The following is a 21,394-nucleotide window of genomic DNA, read 5'->3' as shown; positions in this document are numbered from 1 at the left end:
AACGATCTAGGGAGTCTCTGGGACTTATTGACCAAGAGACAGAGGTTTCTCTAACATGATTTCTGCTTGTCTAGCTATAGATACAGATCTTTTTGCCATTGATATCAGCCAGAGTGATGGGAATCTCATAAAGTTGGCTGAGCAGGTCAGCCTGCATGATTTGAGCAGTTGTTCCCTTGCAGAAAACTTGGCCGTCTTTGAAGGCGACAATTTCATCCGCATACTGACTGGCTATGTTGATATCGTGGAGGACGATGATAATGGTTTTGCCAAGTTCCTCCACCAGTCGTCGAAGAATCTGCATCATGCTGACGCTTTGCTTGATATCGAGATTGTTAAGCGGTTCGTCTAGCAAGATAAAGTCTGTATCCTGGGCCAGTACCATCGCGATAAAAACACGTTGGAGCTGTCCACCAGACAGGCTATCGATGTAGCGGTCTTTTAAGTTGGTCAGTTCCAGATAGTCCAGAGTTTCTCGGATTTTTTCCCAGTCTTCCGCCCTCAGTCTACCTCGACTGTAGGGAAAACGTCCAAAACTGACCAATTCTTCAACAGTCAATTTGGCTTGGTAATTGATTTTCTGCTTTAGGATGGTAAGCTCTCGAGCCAGTTCTTGCGAATTCCAGCTCTCGATTTCACGGCCTTTGATACTGAGGATTCCTTGATCTTTCTTGGTCAGTCTGCTCATGATGGAAAGAAGAGTCGATTTCCCGGCGCCGTTTGGACCAATAAAGGCTGTCAGTTTCTGAGGACTGACTTCAAGGGAAATGTCTTGCAAAATATCCTGTTTTTGAATGGATTTGTCAATGTTTTCCAGTTTCACTGACGGGCCCTCCTGTAGAGTAAGATAAAGAATAAGAAACCACCCACACTCTCAATGATCATACTGATGCGAATTTCCAGCGCAAAGACTCGTTCGATGAGGGCTTGCCCCAAGGTCAAACTGATAAATCCAATCAGAACGGCTACGATAAAGAGCAACTTGTGTCGATAATCTTTGACGATTAGGTAGGTAAGATTGGCTAGCATAAAGCCGAAGAAGGCCATAGGCCCTACCAAGGCAGTGGCCGTTGAAGTCAAAAGTACGATGCCCCAGAGGAGTTCTCTCTGTTCTTTTTCAACATCGAGTCCCAGTATCTGAGCCGTTTCTCTTTGCAGGTGCAAGACATCTAGAACAACTGCTTTTCGAAAGAAAAAGATTGTCAAAGCGAGGATGATCAGAGAACCGATGGCTAGGATGGGAGTGTTGAGATGCTGAAAGGAGGCAAAGAGACTGTTCTGCAGTTTATCGTATTCATTTGGATCCATCAGAACTTGGAGGAAGGTACTGATATTTCGAAAGAGACTTCCCAGGGCTAGGCAGATTAGCAGGATAAAGACTAGGTCTTGCTTCATCAGCGTCTTTAAGTAGCCTTGTAAGGCGAGAAAGAAGAGGGATTGGATAAGAAGCAAGACTAGAAATTCTAAGATAGGAGACTTCTCAAGTTGAAGAAACTTACTTTCAAAAACCAGTAGTAGAGTTTGCAACAAGACATAGAAGGATTCGATTCCCAAAATACTTGGTGTTAGAAAGCGATTTTCCGTCAGGGTTTGAAAACTAATGGTCGAAATCCCTGTCGCGATGGCTACCAAGAGATAAACGATGATTTTTTGGGAACGTAGCTTCCAGGCAAAGGCAGAGATCTGAGTGATGGGGCAAAAGTAGAGGAGACAAGCCCCGATGGCCAGAATAATGAGAAGGCAGAAGAGTTTGGTATGTTTGCTTTTAAACTGCATCCTTTTGTCCCCCTCTCCATAGAAGTAGGATAAAGACGAGGCTGCCGATGATTCCTAGCAAGAGACTGACAGACAGCTCATAGGGCCGAATCAAGACTCGAGAGAGGATGTCGCAGGCCAGAACCAGATTGGCGCCGACCAATGCGACCATGAGTTTGGTTTGGCTCAGATTATCTCCGTAGCGCTTGCGAACCAGATTGGGAACGATGACTCCGAGAAAAGGCAAGGCACCCACGGTAATCATGGTGACACTAGTTGTTAGTGCCACTAGAAAGAGGGCCAGCTTTTCAAGTAGGGAGTAGGAAATTCCTAAACTCTCGCTGGTTTCCTTGCCCAGATTCATGATGGTGAAGGTTTGGGATAATTTCCAAACGGCTATCAAGATAATGAGGCCTAAGAAGAGCCACTCATACTGATGGGTCTGAATCATGGAGAAGGAGCCCTGGGTCCAGGCCGTCATACTCTGAACCAGATTGAAACGATAGGCGATAACTTCTGTAATGGAACCAATAATCCCACTATAGATGATCCCGATCAAGGGCAACATCCACCTTTCTTTTACAGAAAAAATAGTCATAAAGGCCAGAAAGAAGAGGGTAAATAAGATGGATGAGCCAAAAGCAAAGAGCATCTTTTGGGTCAGACTCGCAGACGGAAAGACAAAGAGGCTTAACACCATTCCCAGTTTGGCGGCTTCTGTCGTTCCGACAGTGCTTGGGGCAGCAAACTGATTTTGGGTGATGGTCTGCATGAGGAGTCCTGCCATGCTCATGCTAGAGGCTGCAAGGAGAATACTGATGGTTCTTGGAAGACGCGACTCTTGAAAGAGAAGCCAAGTCTGTTGGTCAAAAGCAAAGAATTTTTCCCAAGAAAAATCACTGGTTCCAATGGTAATGGAGAGAAAGACCAGGAGTAGAAGTAAGCCTGTTAAAATATGAGAGAGTTTCATGCCCCGTCCTTTCATGTAGATTTGGTATAAAAATACCCTTGGAGATAATGTAACACGATTTTTTTAATCTGTCAATAAATTTTCTGACAATTTAATGTAAAAAATAGGAAAATTCCTGAAATGATATCTGACACTCTATTTTATAGGATAAACTAGTAAAAACCAATCCACCTTCCCACTATCCTTCTCCTATAAAAAGTGGTAAAATGGAGGACAGAAAGAAGGAACTGATATGACAACATTATTTTCAAAAATCAAAGAAGTAACAGAACTTGCTGCGATCTCAGGTCATGAAGCGCCTGTCCGTACCTATCTTCGTGAAAAGTTGACACCGCATGTGGATGAAGTAGTGACAGATGGCTTGGGTGGTATTTTCGGTATCAAGCATTCAGAAGCTACTGATGCACCACGCGTCTTGGTCGCTTCCCACATGGATGAAGTTGGTTTTATGGTCAGCGAGATTAAGCCAGATGGTACCTTCCGTGTCGTTGAAATCGGTGGCTGGAATCCTATGGTGGTCAGCAGCCAACGCTTTAAACTCTTTACTCGTGACGGTCGTGAAATTCCTGTGATCTCAGGTTCTGTCCCTCCACATTTGACTCGTGGAACAGGTGGACCAACCATGCCAGCTATTTCAGATATTGTTTTTGATGGTGGTTTTGCGGACAAGGCTGAAGCAGAAAGTTTTGGAATCCGTCCAGGTGATACCATCGTGCCAGATAGCTCAGCGATCTTAACAGCCAATGAAAAAAATATCATCTCAAAAGCTTGGGATAACCGCTACGGTGTTCTCATGGTAAGCGAGCTTGCAGAAGCTTTGTCAGGCCAAAAACTGGGAAATGAACTCTATCTTGGTTCCAACGTCCAAGAAGAAGTTGGTCTCCGTGGCGCTCATACTTCTACAACTAAGTTTGACCCAGAAGTCTTCCTCGCAGTTGACTGCTCACCTGCTGGTGATGTTTATGGTGGCCAAGGCAAGATTGGGGATGGAACCTTGATTCGCTTCTACGATCCAGGCCATTTGCTCCTCCCAGGTATGAAGGATTTCCTTTTGACAACGGCTGAAGAAGCAGGTATCAAGTACCAATATTACTGTGGAAAAGGCGGAACAGACGCTGGGGCAGCTCATCTGAAAAATGGCGGTGTCCCATCTACAACCATCGGGGTCTGCGCTCGTTATATCCATTCACATCAAACACTTTATGCTATGGATGACTTTATTGAAGCTCAAGCCTTCTTGCAAGCTCTGGTGAAAAAATTGGATCGTTCAACGGTTGATTTGATTAAAAATTATTAAATATAAGGGAGGTGGTCAGGAGATGGTAGAACCAAACCTAGAAAGCCTTATAAGAGAACTCTATAATCATGCTCGTCAGGGCTTGAGTGAAGATTTAGTTGCTGCTCTCCTAGAGACTGCTAAAAAACTACCTACTACAAATGAGCAATTACTAGCAGTCCGACTCTCAGGACTTGTCAATCGTGAATTGCTCACTAATCCCAAACACCCAGCACCTGAATTGATCAACTTGGCGCGCTTTATCAAAAAAGAAGAGGCCAAGTACAGGGGCACTGCAGTTTCTGCTATCATGTTTGGAGAACTCTTTAAAATGCTTTGATTCCACTGTGAATCAAAGTATTTTTTTTATGCTCCAAAAGAAATTCTTAATGAGGAGACGAAAAAACCACCTAAGTAAAGGTGGCTTCTTACCTATTAAATCTGTTCAGCGATGACCTTTTCAGCTAGGTTCATAGCATGGTCAGACACACGAGTGTAGTGGGAAATGATGTCGATAAAGTTGACCCCAGCTTGTGTAGAACACTCACCCTTGTTAAGGCGTTTGATGTGGGTCTTTCTGAGAACACGTTCCATATTGTTGATTTCTTTATGGCGTTCAATCAGACTTTGAGCTTTTTCAATATCGTTATTTTCTACACTATCAAGTGCATCTTTGATAAATGCAGTAGTTTTTTGATAGATATCAGCTAATTCCTCTAGAGCAGCTTCAGAAAAATGAACATCTTTGCGTTGGAGGTAGTCTGTTAGGTTGAGCAAGCCTTCCGCGTGGTCCCCAATCCGTTCCAAATCACGAGATGAATCCAGAATGTTAGTCAACACTTCGCTTTCCTTTTGGCTCAAGGATTCGCTTGAAAGTCTGATGAGGTAACGAGTGAGTTTTTCATCAATGGTGTTGATGGCTTCCTCTGTCTTGTGACCTTTTTCAGCTACCTTTTCATCCAAACCGATGATATAAGTATAAGAAAGGTCAAAAGCTTTGGCTGCATAGTTCCCCAAGTGCAAGAGTTCTTTTTTAGCATTTCCTAGAGCGATAGAAGGAGATTGCTGGATAAGTTGTTCGTCGAGATAAAGGGGCTCGTACTTGACAACCTCGTCTTCACCAGGGATGAGCTTGGTTACAAAGTAGGCCAAGGCTCCGATGAATGGAAATTGTACAATGGTGTTACTTACGTTAAAGGCACCGTGAGAGAAGGCGATCGTCATCTCAGGTGAGAGGTGAAGAAGTGCCTGGAAGTACTCGATCATAGCAGTGAAGGGGCCTAATAAGATTAAGCAAAGAATAGTCCCTAGAACGTTAAAGGTAACGTGGGTTGCTGCAACGCGTTTTGCAGAGACATTGGCTCCAGCTGCCGCGATGATAACGGTTAGGGTTGTCCCGATATTATCCCCGAAGAGAACTGGTAGTGAACCTTTAAGGTCGAGGAAGCCACCTGCATAGAGGCCTTGCAAAATCCCGATTGTAGCCGAAGAGGCCTGAATGAGGACGGTAATCACTGCACCAGCTACTACTCCTAAAATAGGATTTTGTCCCAAGGTTACCATATATTCCTTGAATTGTGGTAAATCTTTAAGTGGGCTCATACCGGCACTGATGAGGTTAAGGGCGTAGAAGATTCCCCCGACACCAAACAGTATGCGCCCGATATTGTTTGCTGTTCTGTTTTTTGTAAAGAAGAGGAACATGGTTCCAAGGAAAATCAAGGGTAAAGCATACTCGCCTAGTTTGAAACCGATGATAAAGGAAGTAACAGTGGTTCCGATGTTGGCTCCCATGATAATTCCGATAGCCTGTCTAAGAGTTAGAAGACTAGCGCTGACCAGCCCAACCGTAATAACTGTAACCCCTGTACTTGACTGAATCAGGGCGGTCACGACAATCCCAACTAGAACACCTAAAAAGGGATTGCTGGTGTACTTGTCAATGTAAAAACGAAGGCGATCTCCAGCAGCTTGTTGCAAACCGTCCCCCATGGTCTTGATACTGTATAAAAACAGTCCTAGACCTCCTAAAAAGTGAAATAAAATTTCCTGCCAATTAATGGACATTTCTTTTTCCTCCGAAAAATAATAACGGAATTTCTCCTATTCTATTTTAAAGGATAATAGGAAATCCCACAAGTGTTTTTCTGTTATTTTAGTAAGAAATCGCTAACTTTTTTAAATTTTTTCCTTAAATAGAGTTCTTACCTCAAGTATAAATGTCTGCAAGGATTATATCCAAATTAAACTGTTTCTTATCCTAGTTATAGTTTTTTTATCAAACGGATTGACAACGCTTTCATATAAGATAGAATGAAGATAATCCTGTTCTGATGATTGATTGTGGGAACAGTTACTTTTTTGTTCTATTAGGAGGATAAGATGAAAGATCTATTTTTTGAAAAACGTTGCCGTTACAGTATTCGTAAGTTGTCGATCGGGGCTTGTTCCTTGATGATTGGTTCAGCTCTATTTGCGAGTCCAGCTCTTGCCGAACAGGTCGCTGTCCCTGAAACAGCTAAACCAGACACCGCAGCTATCGAAAAACAATTATCGGAAACAGAGAATAAAGTAGCTGAGCAACCAATTTCAGAAAACACTCCAGCAATAACGGATTTGGTTAATGAAAAAGAAGAAGCGAAGCCAGCTCTGACAGATAAAACTGAAAAACCTATTCAACCAACTGATAAAGAAGGAGTCAAGCCTGAGGAAGCTCCTCAAGTGGTTGACAATAAAGCCGACAAACCAAGTTTAGCAGACGTTCCTAAAAATGAAGAGAAGAGTCTCCGACCAAAAGAAATCAAGTTTGATACTTGGGAAGATTTGTTGAAATGGGAACCGGGTGCGCGTGAGGATGATCCCATCAATCGTTCCTCAGTTGAACTCGCCAAGCGCCATAGAGGTCAGTTGGTTAACGAAAAAGCAAGCAGAAGAGCCAAAGTTCAGGCGCTAGCAAATACCAACTCAAAGGCTAAAGACCACGCTTCTGTCGGTGGAGAGGAATTCAAGGCCTATGCTTTTGACTATTGGCAATACTTGGATTCAATGGTCTTCTGGGAAGGTCTAGTCCCTACTCCAGATGTCATTGATGCAGGGCACCGCAACGGAGTTCCTGTTTATGGAACACTTTTCTTCAACTGGTCAAACAGCATTGCTGACCAAGAGAAATTTGCCGCTGCTTTGAAACAAGATGAGGATGGCACCTTCCCTATCGCACGAAAACTCGTCGATCTCGCTAAATACTATGGCTTTGATGGCTATTTCATCAACCAGGAGACAACGGGTGAATTGGTAGAACCTCTTGGTGAAAAAATGCGCCAGTTCATGCTCTATACAAAAGAATACGCAGCTAAAGTCAACCATCCAATCAAGTATGCTTGGTACGATGCCATGACCTACAAATATGGTCGTTACCACGAAGATGGTCTAGGCGATTACAACTACCAGTTCATGCAAAAAGAAGGTGACAGGGTTCCTGCAGATCAATTCTTTGCTAACTTCAACTGGAACAAGGAAAAGAATGACCATTCTGTAGAGATGGCTAAATGGCTAGAGCGTAGCCAATATGATGTCTTTGCAGGCTTGGAATTGCAACAAGGTGGCTCTTATAAAACAAAAGTCAAATGGGGTGCCCTCTTAGATGAAAAAGGCAAGTTGCGCTTGTCACTTGGACTTTTTGCGCCAGATACGATTACCAGTCTAGGAAAAACAGGTGAAGATTACCACAAGAACGAAGACATCTTCTTTACAGGTTACCAAGGGGATCCAACGGCTCAAAAACCAGGTGATAAAGAGTGGTATGGAATTGCTAATTTAGTTGCGGACCGCACTCCAGCAGTAGGCCGGACCTTCACTACCTCTTTTAATACAGGTCATGGTAGAAAGTGGTTTGTAGACGGCAAAGTTTCTAAGGATTCTGAGTGGAACTATCGTTCTGTTTCAGGTGTCTTGCCAACATGGCGCTGGTGGCAGACTTCGACGGGGGAAAAACTTCGTGCAGAATATGACTTTACAGATGCCTACAATGGCGGAAATTCCCTTAAATTCTCAGGTGATGTAGCTGGTAAGACGGATCAGGATGTGAATTTGTATTCTACTAAACTAGAAGTAACGGAGAAAACCAAACTTCGGGTTGCTCACAAGGGAGGAAAAGGCTCGAAAGTTTATATGGCCTTCTCTACGACTCCAGACTACAAATTTGAGGATGCAGAGGCATGGAAAGAACTGACTCTTTCTGACAACTGGACAAATGAAGAAATTGACCTTAGCTCACTAGCAGGTAAAACCATCTATGCAGTTAAACTCTTCTTCGAACATGAAGGTGCTGTAAAAGATTATCAGTTCAACCTAGGACAATTAACAATTTCAGACAATCAACAAGCCCCACAAGCACCTACAGGTCTCTCTGTGGTGAAGCAATCTCTTAAGAATGCCCAAGAAGCTGAAGCAGTGGTTCAATTTGCTGGTAACCAAGATGCGGACTTCTATGAAGTCTACGAAAAAGATGGGGATAACTGGCGTTTGTTAACAGGTTCATCTGCTTCAACCATCTACTTGCCAAAAGTTAGCCGTTCTGCTAATGCGACTGGTACAACACAAGAATTAAAAGTCGTTGCAGTTGGTAAAAATGGACTCCGTTCTGAGGCGGCTACAGCATTCTTTAACTGGGGCATGACTGTTCAGGATACAACTCTCCCAAGACCTTTGGCTGAAAATATTGTCCCAGGGGCAACGGTTATTGGTAGCACTTTCCCGAATACTGAAGGCGGGGAAGGCATTGAAGGCATGTTGAACGGTACGATTACAAGTCTGTCAGACAAGTGGTCTTCAGGACAATTGAGCGGTAGTGTCGATATTCGTTTGACTCAACCACGTCGTGTTGTCAGATGGGTAATGGATCATGCGGGAGCTGGTGGTGAGTCTGTTAACGATGGTCTGATGAATACCAAGGACTTTGATCTTTACTACAAGGATACAGATGGTGAGTGGAAGCTAGCTAAGGAAGTCCGTGGCAACAAAGCGCACGTTACGGATATCACTCTTGATAAACCAATCACTGCCCAAGACTGGCGTTTGCATGTCATTACATCTGATAACGGAACACCTTGGAAGGCTATTCGTATCTATAACTGGAAGATGTATGAAACCTTGGACACAGAAAGTCAAAATATTCCAATGGCTAAGGTAGCTGCTCGTTCACTTGGAAACCACCAAGTTCAACTAGGCTTCTCTGATGTTCCAGCAGGTGCGACCATCACTGTTTACGACAAGGCGAATTTACAAACACCAATTGCAACCTTGAAGACTGAAACTGGTGGCGGCCTGGCAACAGCACCATTAGCCTTTGACAAACAACCAAATCTCCTCTATTATCGTACCCAACTACCTGGCAAAGAAATCAGTAACACTTTGGCTGTAGCGATTCCACAGGATGAAAGAAAAATTAAATCTGTCAGCCTTGAAAAAGGACCTAAGAAGGCGGTTTATAAAGAGGGAGAAAAACTCGACCTCAGAGGCGGAACACTCCGTGTTCAATATGAAGGGGGACAAGCCGACGAGCTGATTAACCTCACCCACTCAGGTGTGACTGTATCTGGATACGACGCTCATCAAAAAGGGGAACAGAAGCTCACAGTCAGCTACCTTGGACTTCCAGTTACTGGTGATTTAAACGTACAAGTGACTGGCCAAGATGAAGGAAAACCAAAAGAAGTAGCAGGCTTGTATATTACTCAGAAACCAAAAACAGACTATCTAGTTGGAGAACAACTGGATCTTGCAGAAGGTCGCTTTGGAGTTCTCTATGATGATGAGACAGAAGAGGCTCACAGCTTTACTGATCAAGGTGTTGAAATTACAGGCTACGATGCTCAGAAGACTGGACGCCAGACCTTGACTCTGCATTACAAAGGGCACACAGCTGAGTTCGATGTCTTGGTTTCTCCAAAGGCTGCAGTCAATGATGAGTACCTCAAACAAGAAATTACTGCTGCCCAAGGTCGTCAGTCAACCCTTGCCTATACCTTCTCAAGTGAGGACAAACAAGGAGCGTTAGTAGAGAAGCTCAATGCTGCGAAAGCTGTAGCAGAAAACCATGATGCTAGCCAAGAAGAAGTCAACCGGGCTTTGAATGAGTTGAAACAAGCAGGTGCGGACTTGGATGGCAATCAACGGTATCAAGCTGCTAGAGAAGAATTGGAAGGCTTACTCGAATCTGTCCGTGAAAAAGATTCTCAAGCTGAGTTGATTGCCCAAGCTGAAGCTTTATTGTCTTCACAAACACCAACTCCTCAAGCATTTGCAGACATGAAAGAAAAGCTGAATAAGAAACTAGCTCCTGCAGAAGAAAGCCACCACGTTGGTAGCATGGATCCCAATGAAGTGGTGCCAACAGTAGAGGCATTGCCTGAACTGGTTATTGAAACAGAAACAACAGCCTTCGAACGTCAGGAGCGACCAAACGCCGACCTTATCAAAGGTCAACATCAGCTAGTTCAAGCAGGAGCGGAAGGGCAAGTTCGCCACTTTGTAGAAGTAGATAGCCAAGGCAAACGCACTCTTCGTTCGACTGAGGTAATCAAGGAAGCAATCCCAGAAATCACTGAAGTTGGTACAAAAGTTCTATCGAGCAACCAACCAGCTGAAGGTGTGAAAGATCTAGTTATAGAAATTCCGAAACTAGAAGTTGAAGAAGAATCAGTGGACTTTGAACGCCAAGAACGACCAAACGCCGAGCTTCTCAAAGGACAACGCCGTGTTGTGCAAGCTGGAGTTGAAGGTCAAGTTCGTCGCTTTGTAGAAGTCGATGGTCAGGGCAAACGCACCCTTCATTCGACTGAGGTTCTCAAGGAAGCAATCCCAGAAATTGTTGAAGTTGGAACGAAAGAAGTGGCGCCAAGTCCAGATAAACCTCATGCTGATACCCTCTCTAAAGAGCAAAAGGGACTTCCAGCTACACCAAGTACAAATGCTCCAACTGCAGAAGTGCCTGTCAAAGTTGAAGCAGCAAGCAAACAACTTCCAAATACAGGTACTGAAGTAGATGCAAATCTAGTAGCACTTGGACTTCTTGGAGTTTTAAGTGGTTATGGACTTGTAGCTTGGAAGAAAAAAGAAGATTAAACGACTCAAGATTTCTTGATTCGTTTGAGGGAAAAATAAAAAAAGATTTGATTCTAACTAGAATCAAATCTTTTTTGAGTTTAAGAAGTGAAAATCTTGTTTTTGGGGGGTTAAAATGCATTCCAAATAAATAGGAAGATAAAAATACACCCCCAAGCGTTGCCTGTTCTCTTTTGAATAACGAGCATACCATAAATCAAGATAAAAACAGACAAGGCCTCTAAAATGGCATGGAGATGAAAGCTAATCATCCCATGAATCATCAGACAGATCAGAGCACAAGTTAGGGCTCCGTAATCAAACCAAGTTTGATGTGATGGAAAGCGACAGTTGATTTTGTTTGCAATGACAACATAATTAAAACCTTCCCAGAATCCCCAAACAAGAGCAGTGAAGAGAAAGCCCAAGACATTTGTTGGGAAAGGACTTGTGAGAATTTCTTTGGCAATGAGGATGGATTGAAAAGGGAGATAGGAATGAAGCTGTCCTCTACTGATGAGAAAAAGAAGTAAGGGGAGACAGATAATAGCCGTCTGAATGAGGGTTGGGAGGAAGTGTTTAGCTAGCAAACCATATTGTTTCCAGCTTTCTTTTCTTCGAATCATTACCACGCTCGTCCCCAATCCAGCAACACAAAACTGAAGAGTTGCGAGAAAAAGAAGACGAATCCAGATAGGAAACTCTGTTTGGTGAGAGAAATCAAGTATTTGTTTTTGGAAAAGGAGATATCCTATAAACGAAAGAATTGTCAAAATGGCAATGATATTGAGGTCTTGATCGGCTTCTTTTTGCTTAACTGTCAGAGTATTTTTCATCATTTAGAGCTCCTTATCTTATTTCTTATTATAAAATAATAAAAAATAAAGAGCAATAAAGAACTCGAAAAGTTTAGGGTTTTGCTATCTCTTTTGTTGATTTTGTGATATAATTAACACGTATAAAAAAAGAAGGAGTCATATCTAATGGCAAAATTGACTGTTAAAGACGTTGACTTGAAAGGGAAAAAAGTTCTCGTTCGTGTTGACTTCAACGTACCTGTTAAAGATGGCGTGATTACCAATGACAACCGTATCACTGCAGCTCTTCCAACTATCAAGTACATCCTTGAACAAGGTGGACGTGCAATCCTCTTCTCTCACCTTGGACGTGTAAAAGAAGAAGCAGACAAAGAAGGTAAATCACTTGCTCCTGTAGCTGCTGACTTGGCTGCTAAATTGGGACAAGAAGTTAAATTTATCCCAGGTGTTACACGCGGTGCTGAATTGGAAGCCGCTGTTAACGCTCTTGAAGATGGACAAGTTCTCTTGGTTGAAAACACTCGTTTCGAAGATGTTGATGGCAAGAAAGAATCTAAAAACGATCCTGAACTTGGTAAATACTGGGCATCACTTGGAGATGGCATCTTCGTAAACGATGCATTCGGTACAGCTCACCGTGCACACGCATCTAACGTTGGTATCTCAGCAAACGTTGAAAAAGCAGTTGCTGGATTCCTTCTTGAAAACGAAATTGCCTACATCCAAGAAGCGGTTGAAGCTCCAGAACGTCCATTCGTGGCTATCCTTGGTGGTTCAAAAGTTTCAGACAAGATCGGTGTTATCGAAAACTTGCTTGAAAAAGCTGATAAAGTCCTTATCGGTGGTGGGATGACTTACACATTCTACAAAGCGCAAGGTATCGAAATCGGTAACTCACTTGTAGAAGAAGACAAATTGGATGTCGCTAAAGCTCTTCTTGAAAAAGCAAACGGTAAATTGATCTTGCCAGTTGACTCAAAAGAAGCAAACGCATTTGCGGACTATACTGAAGTGAAAGACACTGAAGGTGAAGCAGTTGATCCAGGCTTCCTTGGATTGGATATCGGTCCTAAATCTATCGCTAAATTCGACGAAGCTTTGACTGGTGCGAAAACAGTTGTATGGAACGGACCTATGGGTGTATTTGAAAACCCTGACTTCCAAGCTGGTACAATCGGTGTGATGGATGCTATCGTGAAACAACCAGGCGTGAAATCAATCATCGGTGGTGGTGACTCAGCTGCCGCAGCGATCAACCTTGGTCGCGCAGACAAGTTCTCATGGATCTCTACTGGTGGTGGAGCATCAATGGAACTTCTTGAAGGTAAAGTATTGCCAGGGTTGGCTGCACTTACAGAAAAATAATCTTTCGTAAATGAAACGATGAAAAGAGGAACTTTGTTTCCTCTTTTTCTTGTAGCTTGAATTAAAAACGTTTCCGATTGATTTTGGCTCATAAAATCAACTAAATTATGATAAAATGGAAATAGAAAGTTGAGATTATGGGTTATTTTAAAAAATATAAATTTGATAAGTCACAGTTCAAGCTTGGTCTACGAACCTTTAAAACCGGAATTGCTGTTTTTTTAGTTCTCTTGATTTTTGGTTTTTTTGGTTGGAAGGGGCTTCAAATTGGGGCTTTGACAGCAGTCTTTAGTTTGAGAGAAAGCTTTGATAAGAGTGTTCATTTTGGAACTTCACGTATCTTAGGAAATAGCATCGGAGGTTTTTATGCTCTTGTCTTTTTCCTCTTAAATACCTTATTTCAAGAAGCCTTTTGGGTGACCTTGCTGATTGTGCCAATCTGCACCATGTTAACCATTATGACAAATGTTGCCATGAACAATAAGGCGGGAGTTATTGGTGGTGTAGCAGCTATGTTGATTATTACCCTATCAATACCGAGCGGAGAAACATTTTTGTACGTGTTTGCTCGTGTATTTGAAACTTTTATGGGTGTTTTTGTGGCAATACTCGTAAATTATGATATTGATCGCTTCAGAAATCTTTTTGAGAAAAAAAGAAAATAATGTTATATTTTGTGACATTATCAATTGACGTATGTCTTTTTTTAGACTATAATAGACAGAAAGAAGGAAATTGTAAATGAAGGAAAGAGAATTTCGCCGAAATATGGCTGTTTTTCCTATCGGCAGTGTGATGAAGTTGACCGATCTATCGGCGCGTCAGATTCGTTATTATGAAGATCAAGAGTTGATAAAGCCTGATCGAAACGAAGGGAACCGTCGCATGTATTCTTTGAATGACATGGATCGTTTGCTTGAAATCAAAGATTATATCTCTGAAGGTTTCAATATCGCTGCCATTAAGAAGAAATATGCTGAACGTGAGGCGAAATCCAAGAAAGCAGTGAGCCCAACGGAAGTGCGTCGTGCGCTTCATAATGAGCTCCTCCAACAGGGACGCTTTGCTTCAGCACAGTCGCCTTTTGGTCGCGGTTAGGCAACCGCAAGTAGTCATACATTAAGGAGAAAAACCATGCCAATCACAGCTGCAGATATTCGTCGTGAAGTCAAGGAAAAAAATGTTACCTTTATTCGTCTCATGTTTTCAGATATTCTGGGAACCATGAAAAACGTCGAAATTCCTGCTACAGATGAACAGTTAGACAAGGTCTTGTCAAATAAAGCCATGTTTGATGGCTCTTCTATTGAAGGTTTTGTACGTATTAATGAGTCAGATATGTACTTGTACCCAGACTTGGATACATGGACAGTCTTTCCTTGGGGAGATGAAAACGGAAGTGTTGCAGGTTTGATCTGTGATGTCTATACAACAGAAGGTGAGCCCTTTGCAGGTGACCCTCGTGGTAATTTGAAGCGTGCGCTTCGTCATATNGAAGAAGTAGGATTCAAATCCTTCAACCTTGGGCCAGAACCAGAATTCTTCCTCTTTAAGCTGGATGAAAATGGCGATCCAACTCTTGAGGTAAATGACAAGGGTGGCTACTTCGACTTGGCCCCTACTGACCTTGCAGACAATACGCGTCGTGAAATCGTAAATGTCTTGACCAAAATGGGATTTGAAGTAGAAGCGAGTCACCACGAGGTTGCGGTTGGACAACATGAAATTGACTTCAAGTATGATGAAGTCCTCCGTGCCTGTGATAAGATTCAAATCTTTAAACTCGTTGTTAAAACCATTGCTCGCAAACATGGTCTTTATGCTACCTTTATGGCGAAACCAAAATTTGGTATTGCTGGATCAGGTATGCACTGCAATATGTCCTTGTTTGATGCAGAAGGAAATAATGCCTTCTTTGATCCAAATGATCCAAAAGGAATGCAGTTGTCTGAAACGGCCTACCATTTCCTTGGTGGTTTGATCAAGCATGCTTATAACTATACTGCCATCATGAACCCAACAGTTAACTCATACAAACGTTTGGTTCCAGGTTATGAAGCGCCTGTTTACATTGCTTGGGCAGGTCGTAACCGCTCTCCGCTAGTTCGTGTACCGGCTTCACGTGGTATGGGAACTCGTCTTGAGTTGCGTTCGGTAGACCCAATGGCAAACCCATACATCGCGATGGCAGTTCTTTTGGAAGTTGGTTTGCACGGTATTGAAAATAAAATCGAAGCACCAGCTCCGATTGAAGAAAATATCTACATCATGACAGCAGAAGAGCGTAAGGAAGCTGGTATTACAGACCTTCCATCAACTCTTCACAACGCTTTGAAAGCTCTGACTGAAGATGAAGTTGTCAGAGCGGCTCTTGGAGAACATATCTATACTAGTTTCCTTGAAGCCAAACGAATCGAATGGGCAAGTTATGCAACCTTCGTTTCACAATGGGAAATTGATAATTATTTAGATCTTTACTAATACTAATATAGAAGAAAGATTGCCTGAGGGCGGTCTTTTTTTCTTGAAATTTATATCGCGATGTGATATATTTTATATAACGAAGTGCGATATATCGAACTGCATTGGAGGTGGTTGTAAATGGAATTAGCAGATAAGATCAGGCGTGTTTACCTTCCCATGACGGAAACGGGCTTTTATATCTTGTTTTGTCTACAGAAGGAGAACCATGGATATGGTATCACACAAAAGGTCAAGGAGATGACAGATTCGCAAGTCCTAATTAGTCCTGGTACTATGTATGGAACCTTGTCAAAAATGGAAAAGGATGGCTTGATTTCCTTTGTTCGCGAAGAGGAAAAACGTAAAATCTATCAGATTACAGACTTGGGACGCAAAGTCTTAGATATTGAATTGAAACGTATTGAACGACTCTATAGAAACAGTCTGGAGGAAGGATGATGGAAAAGAAGGTTATTTATAGAATTGCTACCATTGCGGATTATGATCGAGAGGCTTTATATCTTAGAAAAATGCATGCTAAGGGCTGGAAACTTAGGAAAGTAAGCTATTCTATCTTATTGTTTGTGGTTAAGTATACCTTTGAAAAATGTCAGCCTGAGCAAGCGTCTTATCAGTTGGACTTTTACCCAATGAAAAAATCAGAGAGAGCCTCCTATTTACAATTATTTAAAGACTGTGGCTGGGAGCATATTACAGACTTTAATGGTTTTTCCTACTTTAGAAAAGCACATTCTGAAATTGAATCGGATGCAGAATTTGAAATTTATAATGACGTGGCCGGGAAGTTAGCTGTGGTCAAACGGATTTTAATAATGCGGATGCTTCCTATTTTGCTTCTCTTTTTAGCTCTACTACCGGTTTTCTCAAAGTTTGTCAGTGGAGGTAGTTCTTTCAGTTGGGAAGTATTTTTGATTTTCATAATAGATTATGTTTTATTGATAGTTTTTGCGATTCAGATTTCTTATATTTTTTGGAGATTGTTCCAAAAGTGGAAAGAATTATCTGATAGTTGAAACAATACTTGTTTTCTGATTTGGAGGTCAGGCAATGAATAGCAAAGTACAATTTCGGATTTTCACAATTGTTGATTTGGACAAGGAAGAAGAATATTTGCATGAGATGCACTTGAAAGGTTGGAGGTATAAAACTAACCGTTTTGGTTTTTTCTATTTTGAACAATGCCAACCAGATGATGTCATCTATCATATCTATGATTCTCGCAATCTTAAAAAGTGTAAGCATGAACTGCAAGATTTTAGAAATAGAGGTTGGGAATCGATAGAAACAGGTTTTTGTTCAATTCTTCGTAAATCATCTTCTGATTTACTTCCGGAGGATCAAGTCTATATGAATAAGGGGCTCAGATGGGAAGTTATGCGATATAGACTTCGTTCCTGTACAGCTACTTTCTTAGGTGGTTTTGTTGTCTGTATGAGTTTATTTAGAGAAGATCTTTCTATATCTTTCTTCATTATTTTTGTTCTATACGCTTTCCTGATTTCTTATCTGATCTATGGATATTACAGACTTAAAAGGAAATACCAAGTAGATGAAAGATAAGTTTCTAGGTCCTCAGACTGATTTTTAGCACTCTTGGCAAAAGAGTGCTAATTTTTTGAGTTTTTGTCTTGACATTATCTTTCAAGGGTGTATAATAGAATCATGAGTTAGCACTTGAGTGTATTGAGTGCTAATTGATCAGACAGAGAGGAGTGATGAGATGGTTACAGAGCGTCAGCAGGATATTTTAAATCTGATCATTGACATCTTTACCAAAACGCACGAACCTGTCGGATCCAAAGCCTTGCAAGAGTCTGTTAACTCTAGCAGTGCAACCATTCGTAATGATATGGCGGCTTTAGAAAAGCAAGGTCTGCTTGAGAAAGCTCATACTTCAAGTGGTCGGATGCCAAGTGTTGCTGGTTTTCAGTACTATGTGAAACACTCACTGGATTTCGACAGACTAGCTGAAAATGAGGTTTATGAGATTGTCAAAGCCTTTGATCAGGAATTCTTCAAACTGGAGGATATTCTACAAGAGGCTGCTAATCTACTAACAGACTTGAGTGGTTGTACGGTAGTGGCACTAGATGTTGAGCCCAGCAGACAACGGTTGACAGCCTTTGATATCGTTGTTTTAGGACAACATACAGCCTTGGCAGTATTTACCTTAGACGAATCGCGAACGGTTACCAGTCAGTTTCTGATTCCAAGGAACTTCTTGCAGGAGGATTTGCTGAAGCTTAAGGCAATCATTCAGGAACGTTTCCTCGGTCACACCGTTCTAGATATTCACTACAAGATTCGGACGGAGATTCCGCAGATTATCCAGCGTTACTTCACAACGACGGACAATGTCATCGATCTCTTTGAACACATCTTTAAGGAAATGTTCAACGAAAACATTGTGGTGGCTGGTAAGGTCAATCTCTTGAATTTTGCAAATCTAGCAGCTTATCAGTTCTTTGACCAACCACAGAAAGTGGCTCTGGAGATTCGTGAAAGTCTGCATGAAGATCAAATGCAAAATGTCCGTGTTGCGGACAGTCAAGAGTCTTGTCTAGCAGATCTAGCAGTGATTAGCAGTAAATTCCTTATTCCTTATCGAGGTTTTGGAATTCTTGCCATTATCGGTCCGGTTAATCTGGATTACCAGCAATTGGTTAATCAACTCAATGTTGTCAATCGAGTCTTAACTATGAAACTCACAGATTTTTATCGATATTTGAGTAGTAATCATTATGAGGTGAGTTGAACATGAAATTACATAAATTCCTAAAAAGGAGGCGAAAAATGTCTGAGGAAATAAAAAACGAAGAAGTAAAAGAAGAGGAAGTTGTGGAAACAGTTGAAGAAACAACTCCTGAAAAGTCAGAGTTAGACTTGGCAAATGAACGTGCGGACGAGTTTGAAAATAAATATCTTCGTGCTCATGCAGAAATGCAAAATATCCAGCGCCGAGCTAATGAAGAGCGTCAAAACTTGCAGCGCTATCGTAGTCAAGATTTGGCAAAAGCAATCTTACCATCGCTCGATAACCTAGAACGTGCACTTGCAGTTGAAGGATTGACAGACGATGTCAAAAAAGGATTGGAGATGGTGCAAGAGAGCTTGATTCACGCTTTGAAAGAAGAAGGAATCGAAGAAATCGCAGCTGATGGCGAATTTGACCATAACTATCATATGGCCATCCAAACTCTCCCAGCAGACGATGAACATCCAGCAGATACCATCGCCCAAGTCTTCCAAAAAGGCTACAAACTCCATGACCGTATCCTACGCCCAGCAATGGTAGCGGTCTATAACTAGGCAATTCTGACGGTTGCTGAAGCAACTCGTCAGAAAACGGCAATCGCTATGGCGTTTGCCTAGCCTCCTTACTAACTCGTCGTCGAAATAAAATCGATTTCGACTTCTCGTGTCGCACCATAAATACATTGAAATCTTGTCCGAAACGACAATAAACTATGAAGAAAGATAAAAAAGTAGTTCAGCTTTGCAATAGTGAGCGAAGCGAACTAAAGGCGATACTCTTCGCCGTGGCGTTATTTGCGCAAACTTTGAGACCTTAGGCTCAAAGTTTAGTCAAAGAGATTGACGAAGTCAAGCTCTGACGGCGCCGCCACCTAAGAAGGGTATCAAAAAGAAAGAATATAAAATTTAAGGAGAAAAACACATGTCTAAAATTATCGGTATTGACTTAGGTACAACAAACTCAGCAGTTGCAGTTCTTGAAGGAACTGAAAGCAAAATCATCGCAAACCCAGAAGGGAACCGTACAACTCCATCTGTAGTATCGTTCAAAAACGGAGAAATCATCGTTGGTGATGCTGCGAAACGTCAAGCGGTCACAAACCCAGATACAGTTATCTCTATCAAATCTAAAATGGGAACTTCTGAAAAAGTTTCTGCTAACGGTAAAGAATACACTCCACAAGAAATCTCAGCTATGATCCTTCAATACTTGAAAGGTTACGCTGAAGATTACCTTGGTGAAAAAGTAACTAAAGCAGTTATCACAGTTCCTGCTTACTTTAACGATGCTCAACGTCAAGCAACAAAAGACGCTGGTAAAATCGCTGGTCTTGAAGTAGAACGTATCGTTAACGAACCAACTGCAGCCGCTCTTGCTTACGGTTTGGATAAGACTGACAAAGAAGAAAAAATCTTGGTATTCGACCTTGGTGGTGGTACATTCGACGTATCTATCCTTGAATTGGGTGACGGTGTCTTCGATGTATTGTCAACTGCAGGGGACAACAAACTCGGTGGTGACGACTTTGACCAAAAAATCATCGATCACTTGGTAGCAGAATTCAAGAAAGAAAACGGTATTGACTTGTCTACTGACAAGATGGCAATGCAACGTTTGAAAGATGCGGCTGAAAAAGCTAAGAAAGACCTTTCTGGTGTAACTTCAACACAAATCAGCTTGCCATTCATCACTGCAGGTGAGGCTGGCCCTCTTCACTTGGAAATGACCTTGACTCGTGCGAAATTTGACGATTTGACTCGTGACCTTGTAGAACGTACAAAAGTTCCAGTTCGTCAGGCCCTTTCAGATGCAGGTTTGAGCTTGTCAGAAATCGACGAAGTTATCCTTGTTGGTGGTTCAACTCGTATCCCAGCCGTTGTAGAAGCTGTGAAGGCTGAAACTGGTAAAGAACCAAACAAATCAGTAAACCCTGATGAAGTAGTTGCTATGGGTGCTGCCATCCAAGGTGGTGTGATCACTGGTGATGTGAAAGACGTTGTTCTTCTTGATGTAACGCCATTGTCACTTGGTATCGAAACAATGGGTGGTGTCTTCACAAAACTTATCGATCGCAACACTACAATCCCAACTTCTAAATCACAAGTCTTCTCAACAGCAGCAGACAACCAACCAGCCGTTGATATTCACGTTCTTCAAGGTGAACGCCCAATGGCAGCAGATAACAAGACTCTTGGACGTTTCCAATTGACAGATATCCCAGCTGCACCTCGTGGAATTCCTCAAATCGAAGTAACATTTGACATTGACAAGAACGGTATCGTATCTGTTAAGGCTAAAGACCTTGGAACTCAAAAAGAACAAACTATTGTCATCCAATCAAACTCAGGTTTGACAGACGAAGAAATTGACCGCATGATGAAAGATGCAGAAGCTAACGCTGAAGCAGATAAGAAACGTAAAGAAGAAGTAGACCTTCGTAACGAAGTAGACCAAGCAATCTTTGCGACTGAAAAGACAATCAAGGAAACTGAAGGAAAAGGCTTCGATGCAGAACGTGATGCTGCCCAAGCTGCTCTTGATGACCTTAAGAAAGCGCAAGAAGACAACAACTTGGATGAAATGAAAGCAAAACTTGAAGCGTTGAACGAAAAAGCTCAAGGCCTTGCTGTTAAACTTTACGAACAAGCCGCAGCAGCCCAACAAGCTCAAGCAGGAGCAGAAGGCGCACAAGCAACAGGAAACGCAGGCGATGACGTCGTAGACGGAGAGTTTACGGAGAAATAAGATGTTGAGGCGTTAAGAAAACGAAAGAAAAATAGGAAGCCATCGCCTTGTGCGATGCACAAAAGATGGCTTATCTTTTTTCCGAAGTTTTTAGCCGAAACTCAGTTAAGCATTACTAGTTTGAT

The 21,394-nt window shown here is 42.1% G+C and carries 18 protein-coding genes; 13 read left to right on the top strand and 5 right to left on the bottom strand.

Translation table 11 applies throughout. The features are described 5' to 3' along the window. Positions 1-70: 70 nt before the first annotated feature. Genes D8803_RS08135 through D8803_RS08125 form a run of 3 tightly spaced genes read right to left on the bottom strand, consistent with a single transcriptional unit; the run spans position 71 to position 2,725 of the window. Positions 71-823, bottom strand: coding sequence for an ABC transporter ATP-binding protein (locus D8803_RS08135; protein ID WP_131200805.1), 753 nt, complete (start codon positions 821-823; stop codon positions 71-73). After that, the gene (locus D8803_RS08130) at positions 820-1,776 is read right to left on the bottom strand and encodes an iron chelate uptake ABC transporter family permease subunit (RefSeq protein WP_131200804.1); all 957 of its coding nucleotides are present in this window, start codon (positions 1,774-1,776) and stop codon (positions 820-822) included. The genes D8803_RS08135 and D8803_RS08130 overlap by 4 nt, the downstream gene beginning before the upstream one ends. Next, positions 1,766-2,725, bottom strand: a complete 960-nt coding sequence (locus D8803_RS08125; RefSeq protein WP_190316814.1) for an ABC transporter permease — start codon at positions 2,723-2,725, stop codon at positions 1,766-1,768. Before D8803_RS08125 ends, D8803_RS08130 begins: the two co-directional genes overlap by 11 nt. Before the next feature lie 232 nt (positions 2,726-2,957). Between D8803_RS08125 and pepA the strand changes: the two genes are divergently transcribed. Further along, complete coding sequence (gene pepA / locus D8803_RS08120) at positions 2,958-4,022, top strand: glutamyl aminopeptidase (protein WP_131200802.1); 1,065 nt, start codon at positions 2,958-2,960, stop codon at positions 4,020-4,022. 22 nt (positions 4,023-4,044) lie between these two features. Further along, positions 4,045-4,341 (top strand): bacteriocin immunity protein, encoded by a 297-nt coding sequence (locus D8803_RS08115; protein WP_061417978.1) that lies wholly within the window; start codon positions 4,045-4,047, stop codon positions 4,339-4,341. A gap of 95 nt (positions 4,342-4,436) precedes the next feature. Here the strand turns inward: D8803_RS08115 and D8803_RS08110 are convergent, their stop codons facing one another. Next, positions 4,437-6,068 carry a Na/Pi cotransporter family protein gene (locus D8803_RS08110; protein WP_131200801.1) on the bottom strand — a complete coding sequence of 544 codons (1,632 nt, stop codon included), beginning with the start codon at positions 6,066-6,068 and terminating at the stop codon, positions 4,437-4,439. Positions 6,069-6,383: 315 nt separating this feature from the next. On the opposite strand from D8803_RS08110, the gene D8803_RS08105 reads away from it, so the two are divergent. Further along, positions 6,384-11,123, top strand: a complete 4,740-nt coding sequence (locus D8803_RS08105; RefSeq protein WP_131200800.1) for an endo-beta-N-acetylglucosaminidase — start codon at positions 6,384-6,386, stop codon at positions 11,121-11,123. A 110-nt stretch (positions 11,124-11,233) separates the two neighbouring features. Here the strand turns inward: D8803_RS08105 and D8803_RS08100 are convergent, their stop codons facing one another. After that, a complete protein-coding gene (locus D8803_RS08100; protein WP_223805121.1) occupies positions 11,234-11,941 on the bottom strand; it encodes a hypothetical protein in 708 nt (235 codons plus the stop codon). Positions 11,942-12,085: 144 nt separating this feature from the next. Between D8803_RS08100 and D8803_RS08095 the strand changes: the two genes are divergently transcribed. The 10 genes from D8803_RS08095 (at position 12,086) to dnaK (ending at position 21,269) form a co-directional block, all read left to right on the top strand. Next, the gene (locus tag D8803_RS08095; RefSeq protein ID WP_001096770.1) at positions 12,086-13,285 is read left to right on the top strand and encodes a phosphoglycerate kinase; all 1,200 of its coding nucleotides are present in this window, start codon (positions 12,086-12,088) and stop codon (positions 13,283-13,285) included. Positions 13,286-13,422: 137 nt separating this feature from the next. Then, positions 13,423-13,950 carry an FUSC family protein gene (locus tag D8803_RS08090; protein WP_000540311.1) on the top strand — a complete coding sequence of 176 codons (528 nt, stop codon included), beginning with the start codon at positions 13,423-13,425 and terminating at the stop codon, positions 13,948-13,950. A gap of 76 nt (positions 13,951-14,026) precedes the next feature. Beyond that, on the top strand, positions 14,027-14,383 hold the full coding sequence (glnR, locus tag D8803_RS08085; RefSeq protein WP_000664331.1) for a transcriptional repressor GlnR: 357 nt from the start codon (positions 14,027-14,029) through the stop codon (positions 14,381-14,383). Positions 14,384-14,419: 36 nt separating this feature from the next. Next, on the top strand, positions 14,420-15,766 hold the full coding sequence (gene glnA, locus D8803_RS08080; RefSeq protein WP_131200799.1) for a type I glutamate--ammonia ligase: 1,347 nt from the start codon (positions 14,420-14,422) through the stop codon (positions 15,764-15,766). 120 nt (positions 15,767-15,886) lie between these two features. Beyond that, entirely contained in the window at positions 15,887-16,207 is a 321-nt protein-coding gene (locus D8803_RS08075; protein WP_131200798.1) for a PadR family transcriptional regulator, read from the top strand. Continuing rightward, positions 16,207-16,782, top strand: a complete 576-nt coding sequence (locus D8803_RS09960; protein ID WP_131200797.1) for a DUF2812 domain-containing protein — start codon at positions 16,207-16,209, stop codon at positions 16,780-16,782. Before D8803_RS08075 ends, D8803_RS09960 begins: the two co-directional genes overlap by 1 nt. 34 nt (positions 16,783-16,816) lie before the next feature. Next, positions 16,817-17,329 (top strand): DUF2812 domain-containing protein, encoded by a 513-nt coding sequence (locus D8803_RS08065; RefSeq protein WP_131200796.1) that lies wholly within the window; start codon positions 16,817-16,819, stop codon positions 17,327-17,329. A gap of 160 nt (positions 17,330-17,489) precedes the next feature. Next, positions 17,490-18,524 carry a heat-inducible transcriptional repressor HrcA gene (hrcA, locus tag D8803_RS08060; protein WP_131200795.1) on the top strand — a complete coding sequence of 345 codons (1,035 nt, stop codon included), beginning with the start codon at positions 17,490-17,492 and terminating at the stop codon, positions 18,522-18,524. Between the two features lie 38 nt (positions 18,525-18,562). Beyond that, positions 18,563-19,078, top strand: coding sequence for a nucleotide exchange factor GrpE (gene grpE / locus D8803_RS08055; RefSeq protein ID WP_131200794.1), 516 nt, complete (start codon positions 18,563-18,565; stop codon positions 19,076-19,078). Between the two features lie 367 nt (positions 19,079-19,445). Further along, positions 19,446-21,269, top strand: a complete 1,824-nt coding sequence (gene dnaK / locus D8803_RS08050; protein ID WP_000034667.1) for a molecular chaperone DnaK — start codon at positions 19,446-19,448, stop codon at positions 21,267-21,269. The last annotated feature ends 125 nt before the right edge of the window (positions 21,270-21,394 follow it).

Source organism: Streptococcus oralis, assembly GCF_003943385.1.
Classification (GTDB): Bacteria; Bacillota; Bacilli; order Lactobacillales; family Streptococcaceae; genus Streptococcus; species Streptococcus oralis_CA.
This window is presented reverse-complemented; position numbering and strand designations above follow the sequence as displayed.